This is a genomic window from Streptomyces sp. a15 (assembly GCF_059026085.1).
Map to the genome: position 1 here is coordinate 20,901 of NZ_JBWLKM010000026.1, position 16,825 is coordinate 37,725.

Genomic DNA, 16,825 nt, shown 5'->3' on the forward strand with positions numbered 1-16,825 from the left:
GGCTCAGCCGGGAACGTCCAGGCGCTGCGTGCCGATGACCGACAGCAGCCGTAGCGCCTCCTCGGACGGTGTGCCCGGGGTGGCGGTGTAGATGACGACCCGCTGGTCGCGGTCGGTGATGTCCAGGACGTCGCAGTTGACGGCGAGGGGGCCGACGACGGGGTGGTCGAAGGTCTTGCAGAGGGTGGGGCGCGCGGCCACCTCATGGGTGGCCCACAGGCGTGCGAACTCCTCGCTCCCGGCGAGGAGTTCGTCGATCAGTGCCTGCACTTCCGGGTCGTCGGGGTAGCGGGCGGCGGCAGCCCGAAGGTGCTGGGCCGCGGTCCGGGCGAACTCGTCGGCGTCCGAGACGCTGTACAGCCGTCGGCCGCTGCGATACGGCTCGAGGAAGGTCCGCCGGACCAGGTTTCGCTCGTGGCGCGGCACGGCGGAGAAGTCCTCCATGAGCGCGGCCGCGAGGTCGTTCCAGGCGATGACCTCGTAGGTCGCCGACACCACGATCGCCGCGGCCTGCGGCAGCCGGTGCAACAGGTCGACGATGCTCTGCCGCACCTCGCGGGACGGACCGGGCGGCGGCCCCGGCGGAGTCCCGGCGAGGTGGTGGAGGTGGTCGCGCTCGGCGTCCGACAGGCGCAGGGCGCGGGCGAGCTGGGCGAGCACCTCGCGGGACGGATGGGGGCCGCGAGCCTGCTCCAGGCGGGTGTAGTACTCGGTGGAGATGTACGCCAGCTGCGCGACCTCCTCTCTGCGCAGTCCGGGGGTGCGGCGGCGCGGCCCGGCGGGCAGCCCCACGTCGGAGGGGCTGATGCGCTCGCGCCTGCCGCGCAGGAAGTCGGCCAGTTCTCGTCGGTCCACGCTCCCAGTGTGCGGGGATGCCGCACCTCGTATCCAGGTACCGCCGGTGCCTGGATACGAGGTGCGGCCGGGCGCAGGCTCATCGGCATGACCGACACATCGATCACCTCCACCTCCACCACCGCGACCGTCGGCCTGCTGGCCGACAAGGTCGCCTTCATCACCGGGGCGGGGCGCGGCATCGGAGCCGCGGCGGCGCGGCTGTTCGCCCGGGAGGGCGCCCGCGTGCTCCTCGCGGCCCGCACCGAGACCCAGCTCAAGGCGGTCACCGAGGAGATCCGGGCGGCCGGCGGCACCGCGGAGTACGTGCGGTGCGACCTGGCCGACCCGGCGAGCGTCCGCGCCGCCGTCGACCGGACCGTGCAGCTGTACGGCAGGCTCGACGTCGCCTTCAACAACGCGGCGACGATCCAGCAGCCCGGCCCGATGGACCAGCTCCCGGAGAGCGACTTCGACCACGTCTACGCGGTCAACCTCAAGGGCCCCTGGCTGGCCATGAATGCCGAGATCGCCGCGATCCGGGCCACCGCCGGGACGGGGGCGATCGTCAACACGTCCAGCGTCGGCAGCCTGATGGGCAACCCCGCGCTGCCCGCGTACGGCGCGGCGAAGAGGGCGCTGAACAGCCTGACCGCGTCGGCGGCCGTCACGTACGGCCCGGAAGGCATCCGCGTCAACGCCATCGCGCCGGGCACCACGCTGACCGAGATGATCGACGCGTGGGAGGCGAACTCCCCCGGCATCGTCGACCAGCTCAACGCCCAGACGCCGCTGGGCCGGTCCGCCGCCCCGGAGGAGATCGCCGAGGCCGCGGCATGGCTGCTGAGCGACCGCGCCTCCTACGTCACCGGCACGGTCCTGCGGGTCGACGGGGGTATGCGCTCCTGAGCATCAGCCGTCGAGTTCCTCCAGCACGGCCATGGCGGCGTTGTGCCCCGGCACCCCGCTCACCCCTCCCCCGCGCACCGCGCCCGCCCCGCACAGCAGCACGTTCGCGTGCCGGGTCTCCACGCCCCAGCGGCCGGTGTCCTCCCGGGCGTAGGGCCAGGTCAGTTCGCGGTGGAAGATGTTGCCGCCGGGGAGCCTGAGGTCTCGCTCCAGGTCCAGCGGCGTCTTCGCCTCGATACAGGGCCGTCCGTCGGCGTCGGTGGCCAGGCAGTCCGCGAGGGGCTCGGCGAGGTGGGCGTCCAGTTGCGCGAGCGTCGACTTCAGGAGCTCCTCGCGTACGGCGTCGTTGTCCCGGTCGAAGAGCCGGGCCGGGGTGTGCAGGCCGAACAACGTCAGCGTCTGGTAGCCCTGTTCGACGAGGTCCGGGCCGAGGATCGTCGGGTCGGTGAGGGAGTGGCAGTAGATCTCGGAGGGCGGGGCGGCGGGCAGTTCACCGGCGGCGGCCTGGGTGTGGGCGGTGGCGAGTTGCTCGTAGCCCTCGGCGATGTGGAAGGTGCCGGCGAACGCCTCGTGCGGGTCGACGGAGTCGTCGCGGAGCCTGGGCAGCCGGGTGAGGAGCATGTTCACCTTGAGCTGGGCGCCCTCGGCGGGGGCGGGCGGCTCGTCGCCGGTGAGTGCCGCCAGCTCCTGCGGGGAGGCGTTGACGAGGACGTGCCGGGCGGTGGCGACGCCCTCCCCGTCGGCGGTCCGGTAGCTGATCTCGGCGGTACGTCCGTCCGTGTCGATCCGCACGGCCTCGTGCCCGGTGGCGAGGACGGCGCCCGCGTCCCGCGCCGCGCCGGCGAGGGCGTCGGTGAGGGCGCCCATGCCGCCGACGGGCACGTCCCAGGCGCCCGTGCCGCCGCCGATCACGTGGTAGAGGAAGCAGCGGTTCTGCGGAAGGGCGGGGTCGTGGGCGTCGGCGAAGGTCCCGATGAGGGCGTCGGTGAGGACCACGCCCCGGACCAGGTCGTCGCTGAAGCGGTCCTCGATGGCCGCCCCGATCGGCTCCTCGAAGAGGGTCCGCCAGGCGTCCTCGTCGTCGATGCGGTCGCGCAGCTCGTCGCGGGTGGGCAGCGGCTCGGTGAGGGTCGGGAAGACCCGCTGGGCCACTCGGGCGGTCATGCCGTAGAAGCGCTGCCAGGCCTCGTACTCGCGCTCGCCGCCGGTGAGCCGCGCGAACGCCTCCCGGGTGCGGCGCTCGCCGCCGCCGACCAGGAGTCCGGTCGGCCGGCCGTCCCGTTCGACGGGGGTGTACGAGGAGACGGTGCGGGTGCGGACGCGGAAGTCCAGGCCGAGGTCGCGCACGATCTTCTTCGGCAGCAGGCTGACCAGGTAGGAGTAGCGCGACAGCCGCGCGTCCACGCCGGCGAACGGGCGGGTGGAGACGGCTGCGCCGCCCGTGTGGTCGAGCCGTTCCAGTACCAGCACGGAGCGTCCGGCCCGGGCCAGGTAGGCGGCGGCGACGAGGCCGTTGTGGCCGCCGCCGACGATGACGGCGTCGTACGTGCGGTGTCCCTCGTGTGCAGGCATGGTTCTTGGTAACACGGGGTGATCTACGTCGGCCAGCGATGGACCGCGCCGGGTTCAGCGACTGCCCGTGGCCCGCTGCTGCCGCAGCAGCGCCACCCTCCGGTACAGCTCGACGGCCTCCGCGCCCCGCCCGAGCTGTTCGAGGCAGTGCGCCTCGTCGTTGCGGCTGGCGAGGGTGTCGGGGTGGTCGGCGCCGAGGACGCGCTCGCGGGCGGCGGCCACCCGGCGGTACTCGGTGAGCGCGTCCGCCCAGCGGCCCAGCCAGCCGAGGCCGACGGCGACCTCGCGGCGGCTGACCAGGGTGTCCGGGTGGTCGGGGCCGAGGACGCGCTCGCGGATCGCGCACACGTCGCGGGACTCGGCGAGGGCCTCCTCCCAGCGGCCGAGGCGGCCGAGGTTGACGCCGAGGCCGTGGCGGGCGCGGAGGGTCTCGGGGTGGGCGGGGCCGTGCACGCGGGTGCGGTCGTCGATGAGGTCGCGGTAGAGCTGGAGCGCCTCCGTGCTGCGGCCGAGGCGGCCGAGGCTGATGCCGATCTCGTAGCGCGCGGCGAGGGTGTCGGCGTGGTCGGGACCGAGGGCCTGGGCGCGGGCCTCGGCGACCTCGCGGTAGGTCTGCAGGGCCTCCGGCCAGCGGCCCAACTGGCCCAGCGCGTAGGCGACCTCGTAGCGGGTGACCAGGGTGTCGGGGTGGTGGGGGCCGAGCACGCGGGCGCGGGCGGCCGCCACCTCGCAGGCCATGCGGTACGAGTCCTCCAGGCGGCCGAGCCTGCTGAGGTTGAAGGCGAGGTTGTGGCGGCAGCGCAGCGTGTCGGGGTGGTCGGCACCCATGGTGCGCTCGCGGGCGGCGAGGACGGAGTTGTAGACCTGGTGGGCGTCGAAGTGGCGGCCCAACTGGCCAAGGACATAGGCCATTTCCTGGCGGGCGGCGAGAGTGTCGGGGTGGTCCGGGCCGAGCGCGATGCTTCTGGCCCGGGTGACGTGCTTGTACTCGCGCAGGGCGTCGGCGGCGCGGCCGGTGCGGCTGAGGGTGAAGGCGACCTCGTAGCGGCTGGCGAGGGTGTCGGGGTGGTCGGCACCGAGGAGGTGCTCGCGTTCGGCGGCGACCGCGCGGTGCACCTCTCCGGCCTCGGCCCAGCGGCCCAGCCGCCCCAGACTGAGCCCGGCGTTGTGCCGTCCGGCCAGTGCGGTGACCGCCTCCGCGGACGGGGTGGGCACCTCGGCCGGCACGGGCTCCTCGGCCCGGCCCGTGAGGGAGCGCGGGATCCACTCGCCGGTCAGGCCCGCTCCGGCGTCCGGGGGCGTGGTGCCGAGGCCGGCGCCGGTGGCCTTGTGGCCGGTGGTCATGCCGCGGGTCCAGGACGGCAGGCGCACCTCGCGGGGCGGTACGGGCTCGGGCGGGCGCAGGTCCGGCTGCGGGGTGACGACGGTCGGGACGTACGTCGGGGTGGACCGGCCCGCGGTGATCCGGCGACCCAACTCCCTGGCGTCGTGCGGGCGTTGCTCCGGCTCCTTGGCCAGCAGGTCGAGGATGACCTGCTCCAGGTAGGCGGGCAGCTCGGAGCGGTGGCTGCGCGGCGGGCGGGGCGGTGTGTCGCGGTGGCCGATGAGGATGGCCCAGGCGTCGTCGAGGTCGAAGGGCGGCGCCCCGGTGGCGATCTCGTACAGCACACAGCCCAGCGAGTACAGGTCGCTGCGCTGGTCGACCTCGGAGCCGCCGATCTGTTCCGGCGACATGTAGTGCGGGGTGCCCATCGCGATGCCGGTGCCGGTCAGCCGGGAGGTGAAGCCGATGTCCGCGCCGAGGCGGGCGATGCCGAAGTCGCAGATCTTCACCGTGCCGTCGGTGAGCCGCATGATGTTCGCGGGTTTCAGGTCGCGGTGCACGATGCCCTGCCGGTGCGTGTACGCGAGGGCGGCGGCGACCTGGTCCGCGATGTCCACGACGTCCGCCACGGGCAGCGGGTGCTGCTTGTTGTCCTCCAGCAGCTGGCTGAGGTTGCGGCCCTCCAGGAGTTCCATCACCAGGTAGAGGACGCCGTCGTACTCGCCGAAGTCGTGGACGACGGTCACGCCGCGGTGCTGGAGGGCGGCGGCCACCCGGGCCTCACGCCGGAACCGCTCTCTCAGGACCCGGGTGAAGGCCTGGTCGTGCTGCGCGCCCAGCGGTTTGAGGCACTTCACGGCGACATGCCGCCCCAGCGACTCGTCCCGCGCCCGCCAGACCTCGCCCATGCCACCGCGCCCGATCAGATCGAGCAGCCGGTACCGGCCCTGGACAATCCTGCTGTCCCCCATCTCCTGCGACCGCCCCCGTCGTCACCGCGTCCCGCCCTCCCCTGGCCTGTCCAGTATGGCGAGCCTTCGTCAGAGTTTGTACGGTGCCGGGCGGGAGCCCGGGCCGAGGCGGGCCATGGCCCTCAGGATGTGTTTGGGCGGGAGTTGCCAGCGCAGACGTGCGGGGATGCAGCGCAGCAGGGTGCCCGTGGCACGCAACCGGCGGGTGACGGTGGAGGGTTCCGGGGCCGGTCTGCCGTACAGCTCGTGGGCGTACGGCGGCAGGGCGGCGTACGCCAGATGCGCCACGCGCCGCCACAGCACCTCGCGCGCCGGGATGAGAAGGGGGTGCGCCGGAGGGCGGAGGAGGAAGTCGTCCACCGCGCGTGCCTCTTCTGCGGCGGCGAGTTCGGGCCGCACCTTCTCGAAGTAGGCGTTCATCTGTGCCTGGCTGGCCGGTACGGCGTCCGGGTCGAGGCCCACCAGGCGGGCGCTGACCCGGTGTTCGGCTATGTAGCGGTCGGCCTGCGTGTCGGTGAGCGGGAAGCCGGAGCGGCGTGCGACGTGCAGATACGAGTCGATCTCGGCGCAGTGCACCCACAGCAGCAGGGCGGGTTCGTCGACGGCGTACCGTTCGCCGGTGTCGGGGTCGGTCGCTCCCAGTCTGCTGTGGATCTTCCGGACGCGGGCGCCGGCCCTCTCGGCGGCCTCGGTGGTGCCGTACGTCGTCGTGCCGACGAAACTGGCGGTGCGGAACAGCCGGCCCCAGGCGTCGTTCCCGAAGTCGGAGTTCTGCATGACGCCCCGGACCGCGCGCGGGTGCAGGGCCTGGAGGTAGAGGGCGCGGACACCGGCGATCCACATCATCGGATCACTGTGGACCTGCCAGGTCACCGAGTCGGGACCGAACAGGCCCGGGTCACCTGCCTGGGGATCCGCCATGCCGACAGGCTAACGCCGTACCCTCGGCATCCCCAGCCCGATCCACGAGATGATCTCCCGCTGGATCTCGTTGTTGCCGCCGCCGAAGGTGAAGATGACCGCCGAGCGGTAGCCGCGTTCCAACTCGCCGTGGAGCACGGCGCCCGCCGAGCCCTCCTTCAGTGCTCCGGCGGCACCGACGATCTCCATGAGCCAGGCATACGCGTCCCGGCGGGCCTCGGAGCCGTACACCTTGACCGCGGAGGCGTCCTGTGGGGTGAGGGTGCCGTCCTCGACGGCGCCCACCATCCGCCAGTTGAGGAGCTTGAGGGCGTCGAGCCTGGTGTGGGTGCGGGCGAGGAGGCGGCGTACCCAGGGCAGGTCGACGACGCGGCGGCCGTCGGCCAGCTTGGTCTCCATGGCCCAGCGCTGGACGTCGTGCAGGGCGCGGATCGCCATGGTGCCGTGCGCGGCGAGGGTGACGCGTTCGTGGTTGAGCTGGTTGGTGATCAGGCGCCAGCCCTGGTTCTCCTCACCGACCCGGTGGGAGACGGGCACGCGGACGTTCTCGTAGTAGCTGGCCGTGGTGTCGTGCGAGGCCAGGGTGTTGATCACGGTGCAGGAGTAGCCGGGGTCGGTGGTCGGCATGAGGAGCATGGTGATGCCCTTGTGCGGCGGGGCGTCGGGGTCGGTGCGGACCGCGAGCCAGACCCAGTCGGCGGTGTCGCCGTTGGTGGTCCAGATCTTGTGGCCGTTGACGACGTACTCTCCCCCACTCTCGGCTTCGCTCGAGCGGGAGGTGCCCCCATCCTCCCGGACGGCACGGGTCTTCAGGGAGGCCAGGTCGGTGCCGGCGTCGGGCTCGCTGTAGCCGATCGCGAAGTCGATCTCGCCGGAGAGGATCTTCGGAAGGAAGTACGCCTTCTGCTCCTCCGTGCCGTACCGCATGATCGTGGGGCCAACGGTGTTCAGGGCCATGAGTGGCAGCGGGACGCCGGCCTGGGCGGCCTCGTCGAAGAAGATGAACTGCTCCATCGCGGTCAGACCGCGGCCGCCGTACTCCTTCGGCCAGCCCACGCCGAGCCAGCCGTCGCCACCGAGCCGGCGGATGGTGGTTCGGTAGAAGCGCTTCTGGGCGGCCCGGTCGGTGAAGCGGGCGTGCGCGTTGTCCGGCACCAACTCGGCGAAGTAGGCGCGCAGTTCGGTGCGCAGTCGCTGCTGCTCGGGCGTGTGATCGAGATGCACGGCGCCTCCAGGCTCCCGGACCGGTCCTGACGGCGCACACGGTAGAACGTGTTCCAGAAATTGGGAATGGGCATGCGCGGGCGGCCCCCGGACGCCCGGCCGCCGGACCCTTGGGCAGAAGACCCTCAGACCAGGGTGGCGATGAAGTCCGTGCAGGCCTGCGCGCACTCCCGGCACGCCTTCGCGCTGTCCTCGGCGCCCGCGTACCGGTCGAAGACGTGTGCGCACTCCAGGCACACGGACCGGCACCACTCCAGCTGGACGCGGATGCTCTCCTCGTCCAGGCAGTTCTGTTCGGAGAGCACCCGGCAGGTCGCGTCGCAGACCTCCGCGCACATGATGCCCTTGCGTCGTACGAGTTCCTGTTCCTCGGTACCGTCCGGATCCACGAGGCTGGCGCGCAGGGCACACGCCCGCGCACACTCCGTGCATGCCTGGGCGCAGGCGAACCTGTCCTCCAGGAACCGGAAGAGCTCCTGCTGGGATGTCGTCGATGTCACACCGAGCGGGTAGCCGCCCCCGACCGGCCCAAACCCGGTGTTTCCAAGGGGTTCCGGCCGGTTTCCGGGGCCCGCCCCTCTGCCCTGTGGGGCGCCCGGTTCGCTCACGGTGCCAGGGGTACTCGCGTGCCATGAATACCTCATGGATGGACATCGCCGCAGGCCGGGGCGCTCTCGGCATCGGCCTGATCGTGGCGGGCGTGGTGGTCGTGGCGGTGCTGATCGGCGCCTTCGCTCTCGGTGTCCGCGTCAAGCGCCGGGAGCCCCCGACGCCGACGCCGGAGGAGCAGCCGAGGCTGCCGGAGGACGGTCCGGTCCGCGAGGTCCGGGAGAGCCGGGAGCCCGACGAGGTGCCGCGGAGCGACCACCGTCTCACCCCGCACCAGCTCCCCAAGCACGGCAACGCCGGAACCCGCACCAGCTCGTCGACGGACCGGCCCCGCTGGGACGAGGGCAGCAGCGGTTCCTTCGGGAGTGGCGGGGCGGGCGGGCGCTGACACCGGACGGCGCCCGGCCGGTCGTAGCACCGCGTTCCCAGGGCCTCTCACAGACTCGTGGAGGCCATCGCACAACATCGCACAGAGGGAAGTGAGACCCATGGCCGACTCCGGCCGCGACAGCCTGCCGCTGCCCGACTACGACCAGCTGCCGATCGGCGGCCTGGAGAGCCGCGTACGGTCGCTGAGCGCACAGGACGTCGAGGAGTTGCTGGCATACGAGCGGACGCACGCCGACCGCGTCCCGGTGACCGAAGTGCTGACGGCCCGCCTGGAGCAACTGGAGGCGGGCGCCGAGCCGACGTCCGGCGACCCGGGTGCCCTGCGCCCCGAACAGGTCGCGCACGCCGGCGGCTCCCGTGTGTCGCCCGCGACCTCGCCGGAGCCCTTCAGCCCGCCGCCGCACGGCACACCGGACCAGCGGGGCAAGCCGAAGGGTGATCGGACCTGACGGTTTCCGGCACCGGCGCGCGGGCACCCGTGCGCGGTGCGGTTGAGAGGGAGAAGGGCCCGGGCGCGTGCCCGGGCCCTTTGACGCGGCGGAACGCACCATCGACTGGGTCGACGGCTTACCCGGAGCTCGCGGGGTCAGTTCAACGAGGCGGGGCGCGGCGGGAGCCGCTGCCCCGCCTCGCGAGCGGGATTTCAGGCAAGCTTCTTGAGCAGCTCGGCGGCGAGCGGGCCGGAGGAGGCCGGGTTCTGGCCGGTGACGACAGTGCGGTCGACCTCGACGTGCGGCGTCCACGGCTCGCCGACCTCGACCTTGAGGCCTGCCTGCGTCAGGCGGTCCTGGAGCAGCCACTTGGCGCGCTCGGCGTTGCCCGCGAGCTGCTCCTCGGTGTTGGTGAACGCGGTGATGCGGTAGCCGGCGTAGGCGTTGGTGCCGTCCTCCTTGACCGCGGCGAGCAGCGCGGCCGGGCCGTGGCAGACCACGCCGACCGGCATGCCGCTGCCCAGCGCCCGCGTGAGGATGCTGCCGGCGTCGGGGTTCACGGCCAGGTCCTCCATGGGGCCATGGCCGCCGGGGACGTACACCGCGGCGTAGTCGTCGAGCCGTACCTCGGTCAGCGCGACGGGGGCCTGGAACTCGGGGGCCGTCTCCACGACAGCGCGGATCCTTGCGGCCTGCTCCGGACCGCCGTTGGCGTCGGAGCTGAGGCTGCCCTGGTCGACGGGCGGGACCACGCCGTCGGGAGTGGCCACGGTGACCTCGTGTCCGGCGGCCTTGAAGGCCTCGTACGGGGCGACGGCCTCCTCGGCCCAGAAGCCCGTGGGGTGGGTGCTGCCGTCGGCCAGGGTCCACTGGTCGGCGCCGGTCATCACGAAAAGGATCTTCGCCATCGTCATCTCCTGGGGCACGGTCCGTCTCGGACCGGAGGGGTGCTGGGTGCTGCCGTGACAGGCGGTGTTGTGTTGGCTCTCTTCTCTGGCTCTCTTGTGGCTCTCTGCTCTCTTGGCTGAATCATCACCACCCGCGCCTGCTGCCGCCACCCGGATCGGACGCTTCAGGCCGTACCGCTCAGGCCGTACTGCCGAAGTCGACGTCCTTGGTCCCGACCGTACCGGCCGTCCGTCCCGGCGCGGTCTGGTAGGTCCAGTACAGGTTGGTGTGCGCGATGACCTGGTCGGGCGGCGGCGCTCCCCATGCCGTCTGGTCGTCCGTCGTGTGGGCGTCGCTGACCAGGATCGCGTCGTACCCCCTGACGAGCGCGCCGTGGAGCGTCGAGCGGATGCACACATCAGTCGCCGCGCCGACGACGATGAGTCGCCCGACTCCAAGACCCGACAGCACGGTCTCCAGCATGGTGTCCTCGAACGAGTCGGCGTAGTTCTTCTCGACGAGCGGCTCGGCGATGCCCGGAGTCAGCTCGGGAACGATCCGCCAGTCGTCGCTCCCCTTCACCAGCTGCTCGTCGGAATGCTGGACCCAGACGACAGGGACCCGGTCCCGCCGCGCCTTCTCGACCACACTGCCGACGTTCGCGACGACCGCATCGCGCTCGTGGGCCGTCTCGACGACGCCCTTCTGCACGTCGACGACCAGGAGCGCCGTATTCGGACGGTTCTCGAGTGTGGTCATGGGCTCCCCGACTCAACATGGGCTTCGGTGTCCATGCACAGTAGACCCACCCACTGACAACCGGCCGGTTGAAGACCCGCCCGATCATCAGGACGGCGAGGACGAGTCGGCGGCGCCCGCCCCAGGCGCCCTCGCGCCCAGCTCAGCGCCTAAACTGTGCCGCCACCAGCGTTGCTGACCGGCGACCAGGAAGACGACATGAACCAAGGCATCGTATGAGGATCTCGCAACGCGCCCAGGCCGTCGCCCCGTTCTACGCCATGGAGTTCGGCAAGCATGCCGCGGCACTGGAGGCCCAGGGCCACCACGTCGTCAAACTCAGCCTCGGCGAACCGGACTTCGGCGCGCCCCCCGCCGTACTGAACGCGATGCGCGAGGCCATGGACGGCCGCCCGATGGCCTACACCGCCGCACTCGGGCTGCCCGCCCTGCGGCAGGCGATCGCGCGGTTCTACCGGGACCGGCACGGTGTCGAGGTCGACCCCGCCCGGGTCGTCGTGACCGCGGGCGCCTCCGCTGCCCTGGTGCTGGCCACGGCGGCCCTCGTCGACACCGGCGACGAAGTGCTCATCGCGGATCCGTCGTACCCCTGCAACCGGCAGATCGTCGAGAGTTTCGGCGCGGACGTCTCGCTCGTTCCCACCACCGCCGAGACCCGCTTCCAGCTGAACGCCTCGTCGGTCCGGTCGAGTTGGACGGACCGGACCCGCGGCGTCATGATCGCCACCCCGTCCAACCCGACGGGTACCTCCGTCCCGGCCGACGAACTGGCGGCGATCTGCGCGTTCGCCCGCGAGCGCGACGCGTGGCGCATCGTCGACGAGATCTACCTCGACCTCAGCGACCATGACGCCCAGGGCGAGCCGCCGCGCAGTGCGCTCTCGTACGACCCCGATGCCATCGTCATCAACAGCTTCTCGAAGTACTTCGGCATGACCGGGTGGCGACTCGGCTGGTGCGTCGTCCCCGAGGCTCTCGTGCCGGCGATGGAGCGCCTGGCCCAGAACTACTTCCTCTGCGCGTCCACTCCCGCGCAGCACGCGGCGCTGTCCTGCTTCACCCCCGAGTCCCTCGCGGTCTGCGAGGAACGCCGCGTCGAGTTCTCCGAGCGGCGCGCGCTCGTCCTCGACGGCCTGGCAAGGATCGGACTGCCGGTCCCCGTCCCGCCCGACGGCGCGTTCTATGTCTACTTCGACGTCGGCCACACCGGGCTCACCTCCTGGCAGTTCTGCGAACGAGCGCTCCAGGAGGCGCACGTCGCCCTCACCCCGGGCAGGGACTTCGGCGTGCACACCGCACAGACACACGTGCGGCTGTCCTACGCGGCCTCGGCCGACGACCTCCGCGAGGGGATCGCCCGGCTCGGGAAGTTCGTGGCCACGCTTCCATAAGCGAAGCCGACAGCCGCGTACTCGTCGGTCCACTGACGCGCGCCTCCCGCAAACGTGACCCGCGCTGCCTCAGCACCGATACTTCCAACAGAGGTCAGAGGCTCAGTTCCCGTGTCACCAGGAGGTTCCCATGAGGATGCTCATCAACGTCTCGTAATTTGGTGCGGCCGCAGGTCACGACCATGCTGAGGGCTCGTTGGTCAGCAAACTCCCAGCATGAGTCAGGAGACGTGCACGTTGGCGACCCAACTCATTCGTGGGATGGGCAGTTGCTTCAAGCTCTGCGCCTGTTCCCGCCAGAACCGATGCCCCCACCCTTACGCCATTCGCTACCGCGACGCAACAGGTCGCCAGCGCGAGGAAACGGGGTACTCGACGCAGCAGTCCGCGATCGAGCGGCTGACCAAGCTCTACAACGAGAAGAGCAACACCCCGCGTCAGCAGACTGACCTCAAACGCGAGCTCGGCAAACAACGCTTCGGGACGTACGCCTCCACTTGGCTCATCCGGCAGCGACACTACGCACCTGGCAGCGTGCGCTCAGTCAATCAAGTCCTCAGCAGCCAGGTTCTTCCGGCTCTGGAATCCCGCCGGATGAACACGTTCACGTCGACAGTCGTCGAAGACTTCATCATGTCGATGGAGGAACGTTCGGTCGGCCTGGCCGCGCAGCAGAACGCCTTCGACACCCTCAAGAAGATCCTTCTCGATGCACGCCGTCGGGGTGGCATCACCGAGGACCCCTTCGACGGGGTCATACCGCCCGAGTACATCCCTCGGAAGATCACCATTCCGACGCTGGACGAGATCCACGCCCTCAAAGCAGTCGGCAGCGATGGGCTGCGCGTCGTCATCGACCTGATGTCCGGCTGCGACCACCGGAACGGAGAGGCCTACGCCGTCAATCTGGAGCGGATGGTCGCGGACGACGTTTACCGGATCACCGAGCAGATCGAGGGAAAAACTCGGGAGCCGTCACGCCTCAAGCACCGCAAGCCGGGAGAGTTCCGCGAAACTCCCATGCCTTGGATCGTCCGCGAATCACTCCTGCGGTACGAGAAGGAGCACGGCGGGTGAAGCAGCACGCGGTCGACGCGGGCCAGCGTCCGGGGACGGCGACGGAGGAGTCCGCCCAGCTCAAGGCGTTGAAGAAGGAGAACGCCGAACTCAAGCGGGCCAACGAGATCCTGAAGGCCGCGGCGAGTTTCCTCGCGGCCGAGCTCGACCGGCCACACACACGCTCGTAGCGTTCATCGACGAGCACCGGGACCGCTTCGGCGGCGTCGAGCCGATCTGCAGGACGCTCACCAAGCACGACTGCAAGATCGCCCCTTCCACGTATTACGCCCACAAGAAGCGCCTTGAAACTCCCTCCGCCCGTTCCGTGCGCGATGAGGAACTCAAAGAACGGATCCAGGAGGTCTATACGTCCAACTACCGTGTCTACGGGGCCCGGAAGATCTGGCGCGAGATGAACCGGCAGGGGCATACGGTGGCCCGCTGCACCATCGAGCGTCTGATGCGCGAACTCGGCATCACCGGCGCCGTCCGCGGCAAGAAGGTGATCACGACGATCACCGATCCGGCCGCCGGGCGGGCCCCGGACCTTCTCGACCGCGACTTCGTCGCCCGTGCCCCGAACCGCTGCTGGGTTGCCGACTTCACGCATGTCGCCGCCTGGAGCGGTGTCGTCTACGTCGCCTTCGTCGTGGACACCTTCTCCCGGCGCATCGTCGGCTGGTCCGCCTCCACATCCAAGGAGACCCAACTCGTCCTGGATGCACTGGAGATGGCCCTGTGGCAGCGCGACCGCGAGGACCGCCGGCACACTCCGGGCAGCTGATCCACCACTCCGATGCCGGGTCGCAATATACGTCGTTCCGCCTCGCCGAACACCTCGACGTGGCCGGCATCGCGGCGAGTATTGGATCAGTCGGGGACGCGTACGACAACGCCCTGATGGAGTCGACGATCGGTCTGTACAAAACCGAGTTGATCAAACCCCAGCGTCCCTGGAAGTCGCTCTCCCAGGTCGAGTTGGCCACCGCCGAGTGGGTCGACTGGTACAACCACCGGCGCCTCCACGGTGAGATAGGCCACCTGAGGTCTCTACCGAACCCGGGGCGGTTCACTCTCGGCGGCTCCCGCAAGCACGACCCGAAGACCGTGCAAGCACTCTCCCGGCACGCCAAATTCTCCGAGACCTGGGACACCTACGCCCACCCACCCCTCGCTGTGGAGGAGGTCACGGTCACCGTGTTCAGAACCGCGTTCTCACACATCGCCCCGCCGACGGGCGCACTACAGAATGGGGCAACCGTTACTGCTCTGGCGTCGGACGTGTCCTGACACCAAGCGTTTCCCAACCAGTTGGCCTTCTCGGCACCGACAACTGCGGTCACCGCAACAATGAAGAATGCCCGTGCAGGTCCCCATACGTCCCACAAGAGCCTCCTGATGTACCAGTGGCGTTGAAGCGAGCAGGCCATCACGCTTACGAGAGCCACAGAGCCGGCACCTTCCAACCTCGATCATTCATGAGTCCCCGTCAGCTTGCTGACGGGGAGGCAGGAAACCGACCAGTGGCAGTGGCACTACTCCACCCGTGCCGACGTCGAAGGCACCATCGCCCAGGGGCTACGCCGCTGCGGCCTGCACAGAAGCCGCTACATCGGCCTGAAGAGACCCGCCTTCAACACGTCCTCACCGCCGCCGCTCTTAACCTCATCCGAGCCGACGCCTGGCTGACGGAGACGCCACTCGCCAGCACTCGCACCTCCCGCTTCAATCGCCTGCGCCCCACATAGACACCGCCGAATTCGCCAACGGTGTCCGACAGGGGACGCGATCGTCGCGGCACGCCCTGCGGGTTGCTCAGGAAGGAATCCCTGCCTGCCGGAACGAACGCCCCCCACGGAATTGCTCAGGTGACCGTGACCTTGATCGTGTGCCAGCCGGTCGCCCCGTCGGGAAGCGGCTTGTGCCCCTGTCCCGGCTGCACCTGGCCGGTGTGGTCGGTGGCCCGTGCTTGCAGCCGATGTTTGCCGGGCGTGGCCTGCCACGGCCAGCTCCACTGCCGCCATGTGTCCACCGACGGCACTGTCGCGAGGGTTGCCTGCTGCCATGGTCCGTCATCCACGCGGACCTCCACCGCGGACACCCCACGATGCTGCGCCCACGCCACCCCGGCCACCATCACCGGCCCCGGCGCCAGCCGCCTGCCCGCGGCCGGTGTGTCGATCCGCGACTGTGTCTTCACCGGAGCCTGCGCCGCGTAACCCCGCCGTACCCAGTAGGCACTGAAGTCCGAGAAACGACTCAGCTCCAGCTCCGTCAGCCACTTCGTCGCCGATACGTATCCGTACAGCCCGGGCACCACCATCCGGACCGGAAACCCGTGCTCCACCGGCAGTGGCTCCCCGTTCATCCCGACCGCCAGCAACGCGTCCCGCCCGTCACGCAACGCTGCCGTCGGTGTACCGGCCGTGTAGCCGTCCACGGAACGGCTCACCACCTGATCCGCCCTGTCATCCGGCTCGACTTCATCCAGCAGATCCTTGATCGGTACCCCCAACCACCGCGCGTTACCGACCAACTCGCCACCGACCTCGTTGGACACACAGGCCAGCGTGATGTAGCGCTCCACCATCGGCCGTGCCAGCAATTGCTCGTACGTCAACGTCAGCGGCCGTTTCACCCGGCCATGAATCCTCAGCCGCCAGTCCTTCGGTTCCATCTGTGGCACCGTCAAAGCGGTGTCGATCCGGTAGAAGTCCGCGGCCTTGGTCACGAACGGCTCCACTCCGGGCACACGGACGGAGACCGTGGCGGGCAGTGGCGGTGCCGGGCTCGACGGGGACGGAAGAACCACCGCGGCCCGGGCCGCGGCCACCCGCTGTGCCCAGAGCCGGCGTCCGCCCGGTACGGCCACCGCGGCCGCGCCGATCGCCCCGACCGCCAGCGCGAGAAACCGTCGCCGGCCCGGCGGCTGTCCCGCGCAGTCCACCACCGAGATGTCGCTATCCGACGACGGCGAACGGGCACCCTGCACGGGGGTGTGGGTTCCCTGCGCCGCCGCGTCCGTGTCCGGGCCGGTGTTGTCCCCCAGGTCCTGCGCCGACACCGCAGCACGGCGCGGCAGGGTGCGCCGCAGCAGCACCAGTAGGCCGGCAGCGGCCAGTGCACCGACCACCGACGGCAGCGGGTAGGCCCACGTGGCGCTGGCACGGGTGGCTGACGCGAGTACGCCGATCATCCCGAACACAGCGACGCCGACCAGCCCGTACCAGAGCCGGCGCATGGCCAGTACACCGATGAACGCGGCGAACACCGCCAACACCAGCACGATTCCCGCCTGCAGCGCCAGCTTGTCGTAGGTGTAGAACACCGCGACGGCGAACTCCTTGACCGGAGTCGGCGCGGCGTCCACGGCGACGCCACCCACCGCCACGAGGGGCGCTGAGGGCCCGCCCGTCGCGGCTGCCACCAGCTCACCGAGGCCCAGGGCGAGTGCGGTGGCCGCGACGCCGGCCAGCTCGCCATACCACTGCTTGGGCGGTCTTCCCGGTGTCGGCCGATCTGTCTTCTGAGTCTCCATGTCGA

At 70.5% G+C, this 16,825-nt stretch carries 14 protein-coding genes and 1 pseudogene; 6 read left to right on the forward strand and 9 right to left on the reverse strand.

The genetic code is table 11. The features are described 5' to 3' along the window. Nucleotides 1-3: 3 nt before the first annotated feature. Nucleotides 4-855, reverse strand: coding sequence for a helix-turn-helix transcriptional regulator (locus AC5P09_RS25450; protein WP_266445659.1), 852 nt, complete (start codon nucleotides 853-855; stop codon nucleotides 4-6). Nucleotides 856-942: 87 nt separating this feature from the next. Here AC5P09_RS25450 and AC5P09_RS25455 point away from each other — a divergent pair, with 87 nt between their 5' ends. Beyond that, the gene (locus AC5P09_RS25455; RefSeq protein ID WP_493876093.1) at nucleotides 943-1,743 is read left to right on the forward strand and encodes an SDR family NAD(P)-dependent oxidoreductase; all 801 of its coding nucleotides are present in this window, start codon (nucleotides 943-945) and stop codon (nucleotides 1,741-1,743) included. 3 nt (nucleotides 1,744-1,746) lie between these two features. On the opposite strand, the gene AC5P09_RS25460 is transcribed toward AC5P09_RS25455, so the two are convergent. The 5 genes from AC5P09_RS25460 to AC5P09_RS25480 all read right to left on the reverse strand — a co-directional run bounded on the left by AC5P09_RS25460 (nucleotide 1,747) and on the right by AC5P09_RS25480 (nucleotide 8,255). Beyond that, nucleotides 1,747-3,315 carry a phytoene desaturase family protein gene (locus tag AC5P09_RS25460; RefSeq protein WP_493876094.1) on the reverse strand — a complete coding sequence of 523 codons (1,569 nt, stop codon included), beginning with the start codon at nucleotides 3,313-3,315 and terminating at the stop codon, nucleotides 1,747-1,749. 54 nt (nucleotides 3,316-3,369) lie between these two features. Then, nucleotides 3,370-5,610 (reverse strand): serine/threonine-protein kinase, encoded by a 2,241-nt coding sequence (locus AC5P09_RS25465; protein ID WP_493876095.1) that lies wholly within the window; start codon nucleotides 5,608-5,610, stop codon nucleotides 3,370-3,372. Between the two features lie 69 nt (nucleotides 5,611-5,679). Then, on the reverse strand, nucleotides 5,680-6,531 hold the full coding sequence (locus AC5P09_RS25470) for an oxygenase MpaB family protein (RefSeq protein ID WP_493876096.1): 852 nt from the start codon (nucleotides 6,529-6,531) through the stop codon (nucleotides 5,680-5,682). 9 nt (nucleotides 6,532-6,540) lie between these two features. Beyond that, on the reverse strand, nucleotides 6,541-7,755 hold the full coding sequence (locus tag AC5P09_RS25475; RefSeq protein ID WP_493876097.1) for an acyl-CoA dehydrogenase family protein: 1,215 nt from the start codon (nucleotides 7,753-7,755) through the stop codon (nucleotides 6,541-6,543). Nucleotides 7,756-7,880: 125 nt separating this feature from the next. Continuing rightward, nucleotides 7,881-8,255 (reverse strand): four-helix bundle copper-binding protein, encoded by a 375-nt coding sequence (locus AC5P09_RS25480; RefSeq protein ID WP_266445293.1) that lies wholly within the window; start codon nucleotides 8,253-8,255, stop codon nucleotides 7,881-7,883. A 131-nt stretch (nucleotides 8,256-8,386) separates the two neighbouring features. Between AC5P09_RS25480 and AC5P09_RS25485 the strand changes: the two genes are divergently transcribed. Both AC5P09_RS25485 and AC5P09_RS25490 read left to right on the forward strand, forming a co-directional pair. Continuing rightward, nucleotides 8,387-8,752, forward strand: coding sequence for a DUF6479 family protein (locus tag AC5P09_RS25485; RefSeq protein ID WP_493876098.1), 366 nt, complete (start codon nucleotides 8,387-8,389; stop codon nucleotides 8,750-8,752). A gap of 100 nt (nucleotides 8,753-8,852) precedes the next feature. After that, nucleotides 8,853-9,203, forward strand: a complete 351-nt coding sequence (locus AC5P09_RS25490; RefSeq protein WP_307672747.1) for a DUF8129 domain-containing protein — start codon at nucleotides 8,853-8,855, stop codon at nucleotides 9,201-9,203. A 194-nt stretch (nucleotides 9,204-9,397) separates the two neighbouring features. Here AC5P09_RS25490 and AC5P09_RS25495 read toward each other — a convergent pair whose 3' ends face one another. Next, the gene (locus tag AC5P09_RS25495; RefSeq protein ID WP_493876099.1) at nucleotides 9,398-10,093 is read right to left on the reverse strand and encodes a type 1 glutamine amidotransferase domain-containing protein; all 696 of its coding nucleotides are present in this window, start codon (nucleotides 10,091-10,093) and stop codon (nucleotides 9,398-9,400) included. 178 nt (nucleotides 10,094-10,271) lie between these two features. Then, complete coding sequence (locus tag AC5P09_RS25500; protein ID WP_493876100.1) at nucleotides 10,272-10,832, reverse strand: isochorismatase family protein; 561 nt, start codon at nucleotides 10,830-10,832, stop codon at nucleotides 10,272-10,274. A gap of 215 nt (nucleotides 10,833-11,047) precedes the next feature. Here AC5P09_RS25500 and AC5P09_RS25505 point away from each other — a divergent pair, with 215 nt between their 5' ends. From AC5P09_RS25505 to AC5P09_RS25515, 3 genes and pseudogenes are all read left to right on the forward strand, one after another. Further along, nucleotides 11,048-12,223 (forward strand): pyridoxal phosphate-dependent aminotransferase, encoded by a 1,176-nt coding sequence (locus tag AC5P09_RS25505; RefSeq protein ID WP_493876101.1) that lies wholly within the window; start codon nucleotides 11,048-11,050, stop codon nucleotides 12,221-12,223. An 869-nt stretch (nucleotides 12,224-13,092) separates the two neighbouring features. After that, a pseudogene (locus AC5P09_RS25510) lies at nucleotides 13,093-14,290 on the forward strand (IS3 family transposase); the annotation flags it as partial. Between the two features lie 486 nt (nucleotides 14,291-14,776). Then, entirely contained in the window at nucleotides 14,777-14,971 is a 195-nt protein-coding gene (locus AC5P09_RS25515; protein WP_493876102.1) for a transposase, read from the forward strand. 175 nt (nucleotides 14,972-15,146) lie between these two features. Here the strand turns inward: AC5P09_RS25515 and AC5P09_RS25520 are convergent, their stop codons facing one another. Further along, the gene (locus AC5P09_RS25520) at nucleotides 15,147-16,820 is read right to left on the reverse strand and encodes a molybdopterin-dependent oxidoreductase (RefSeq protein WP_493876103.1); all 1,674 of its coding nucleotides are present in this window, start codon (nucleotides 16,818-16,820) and stop codon (nucleotides 15,147-15,149) included. Nucleotides 16,821-16,825 lie beyond the last annotated feature (5 nt).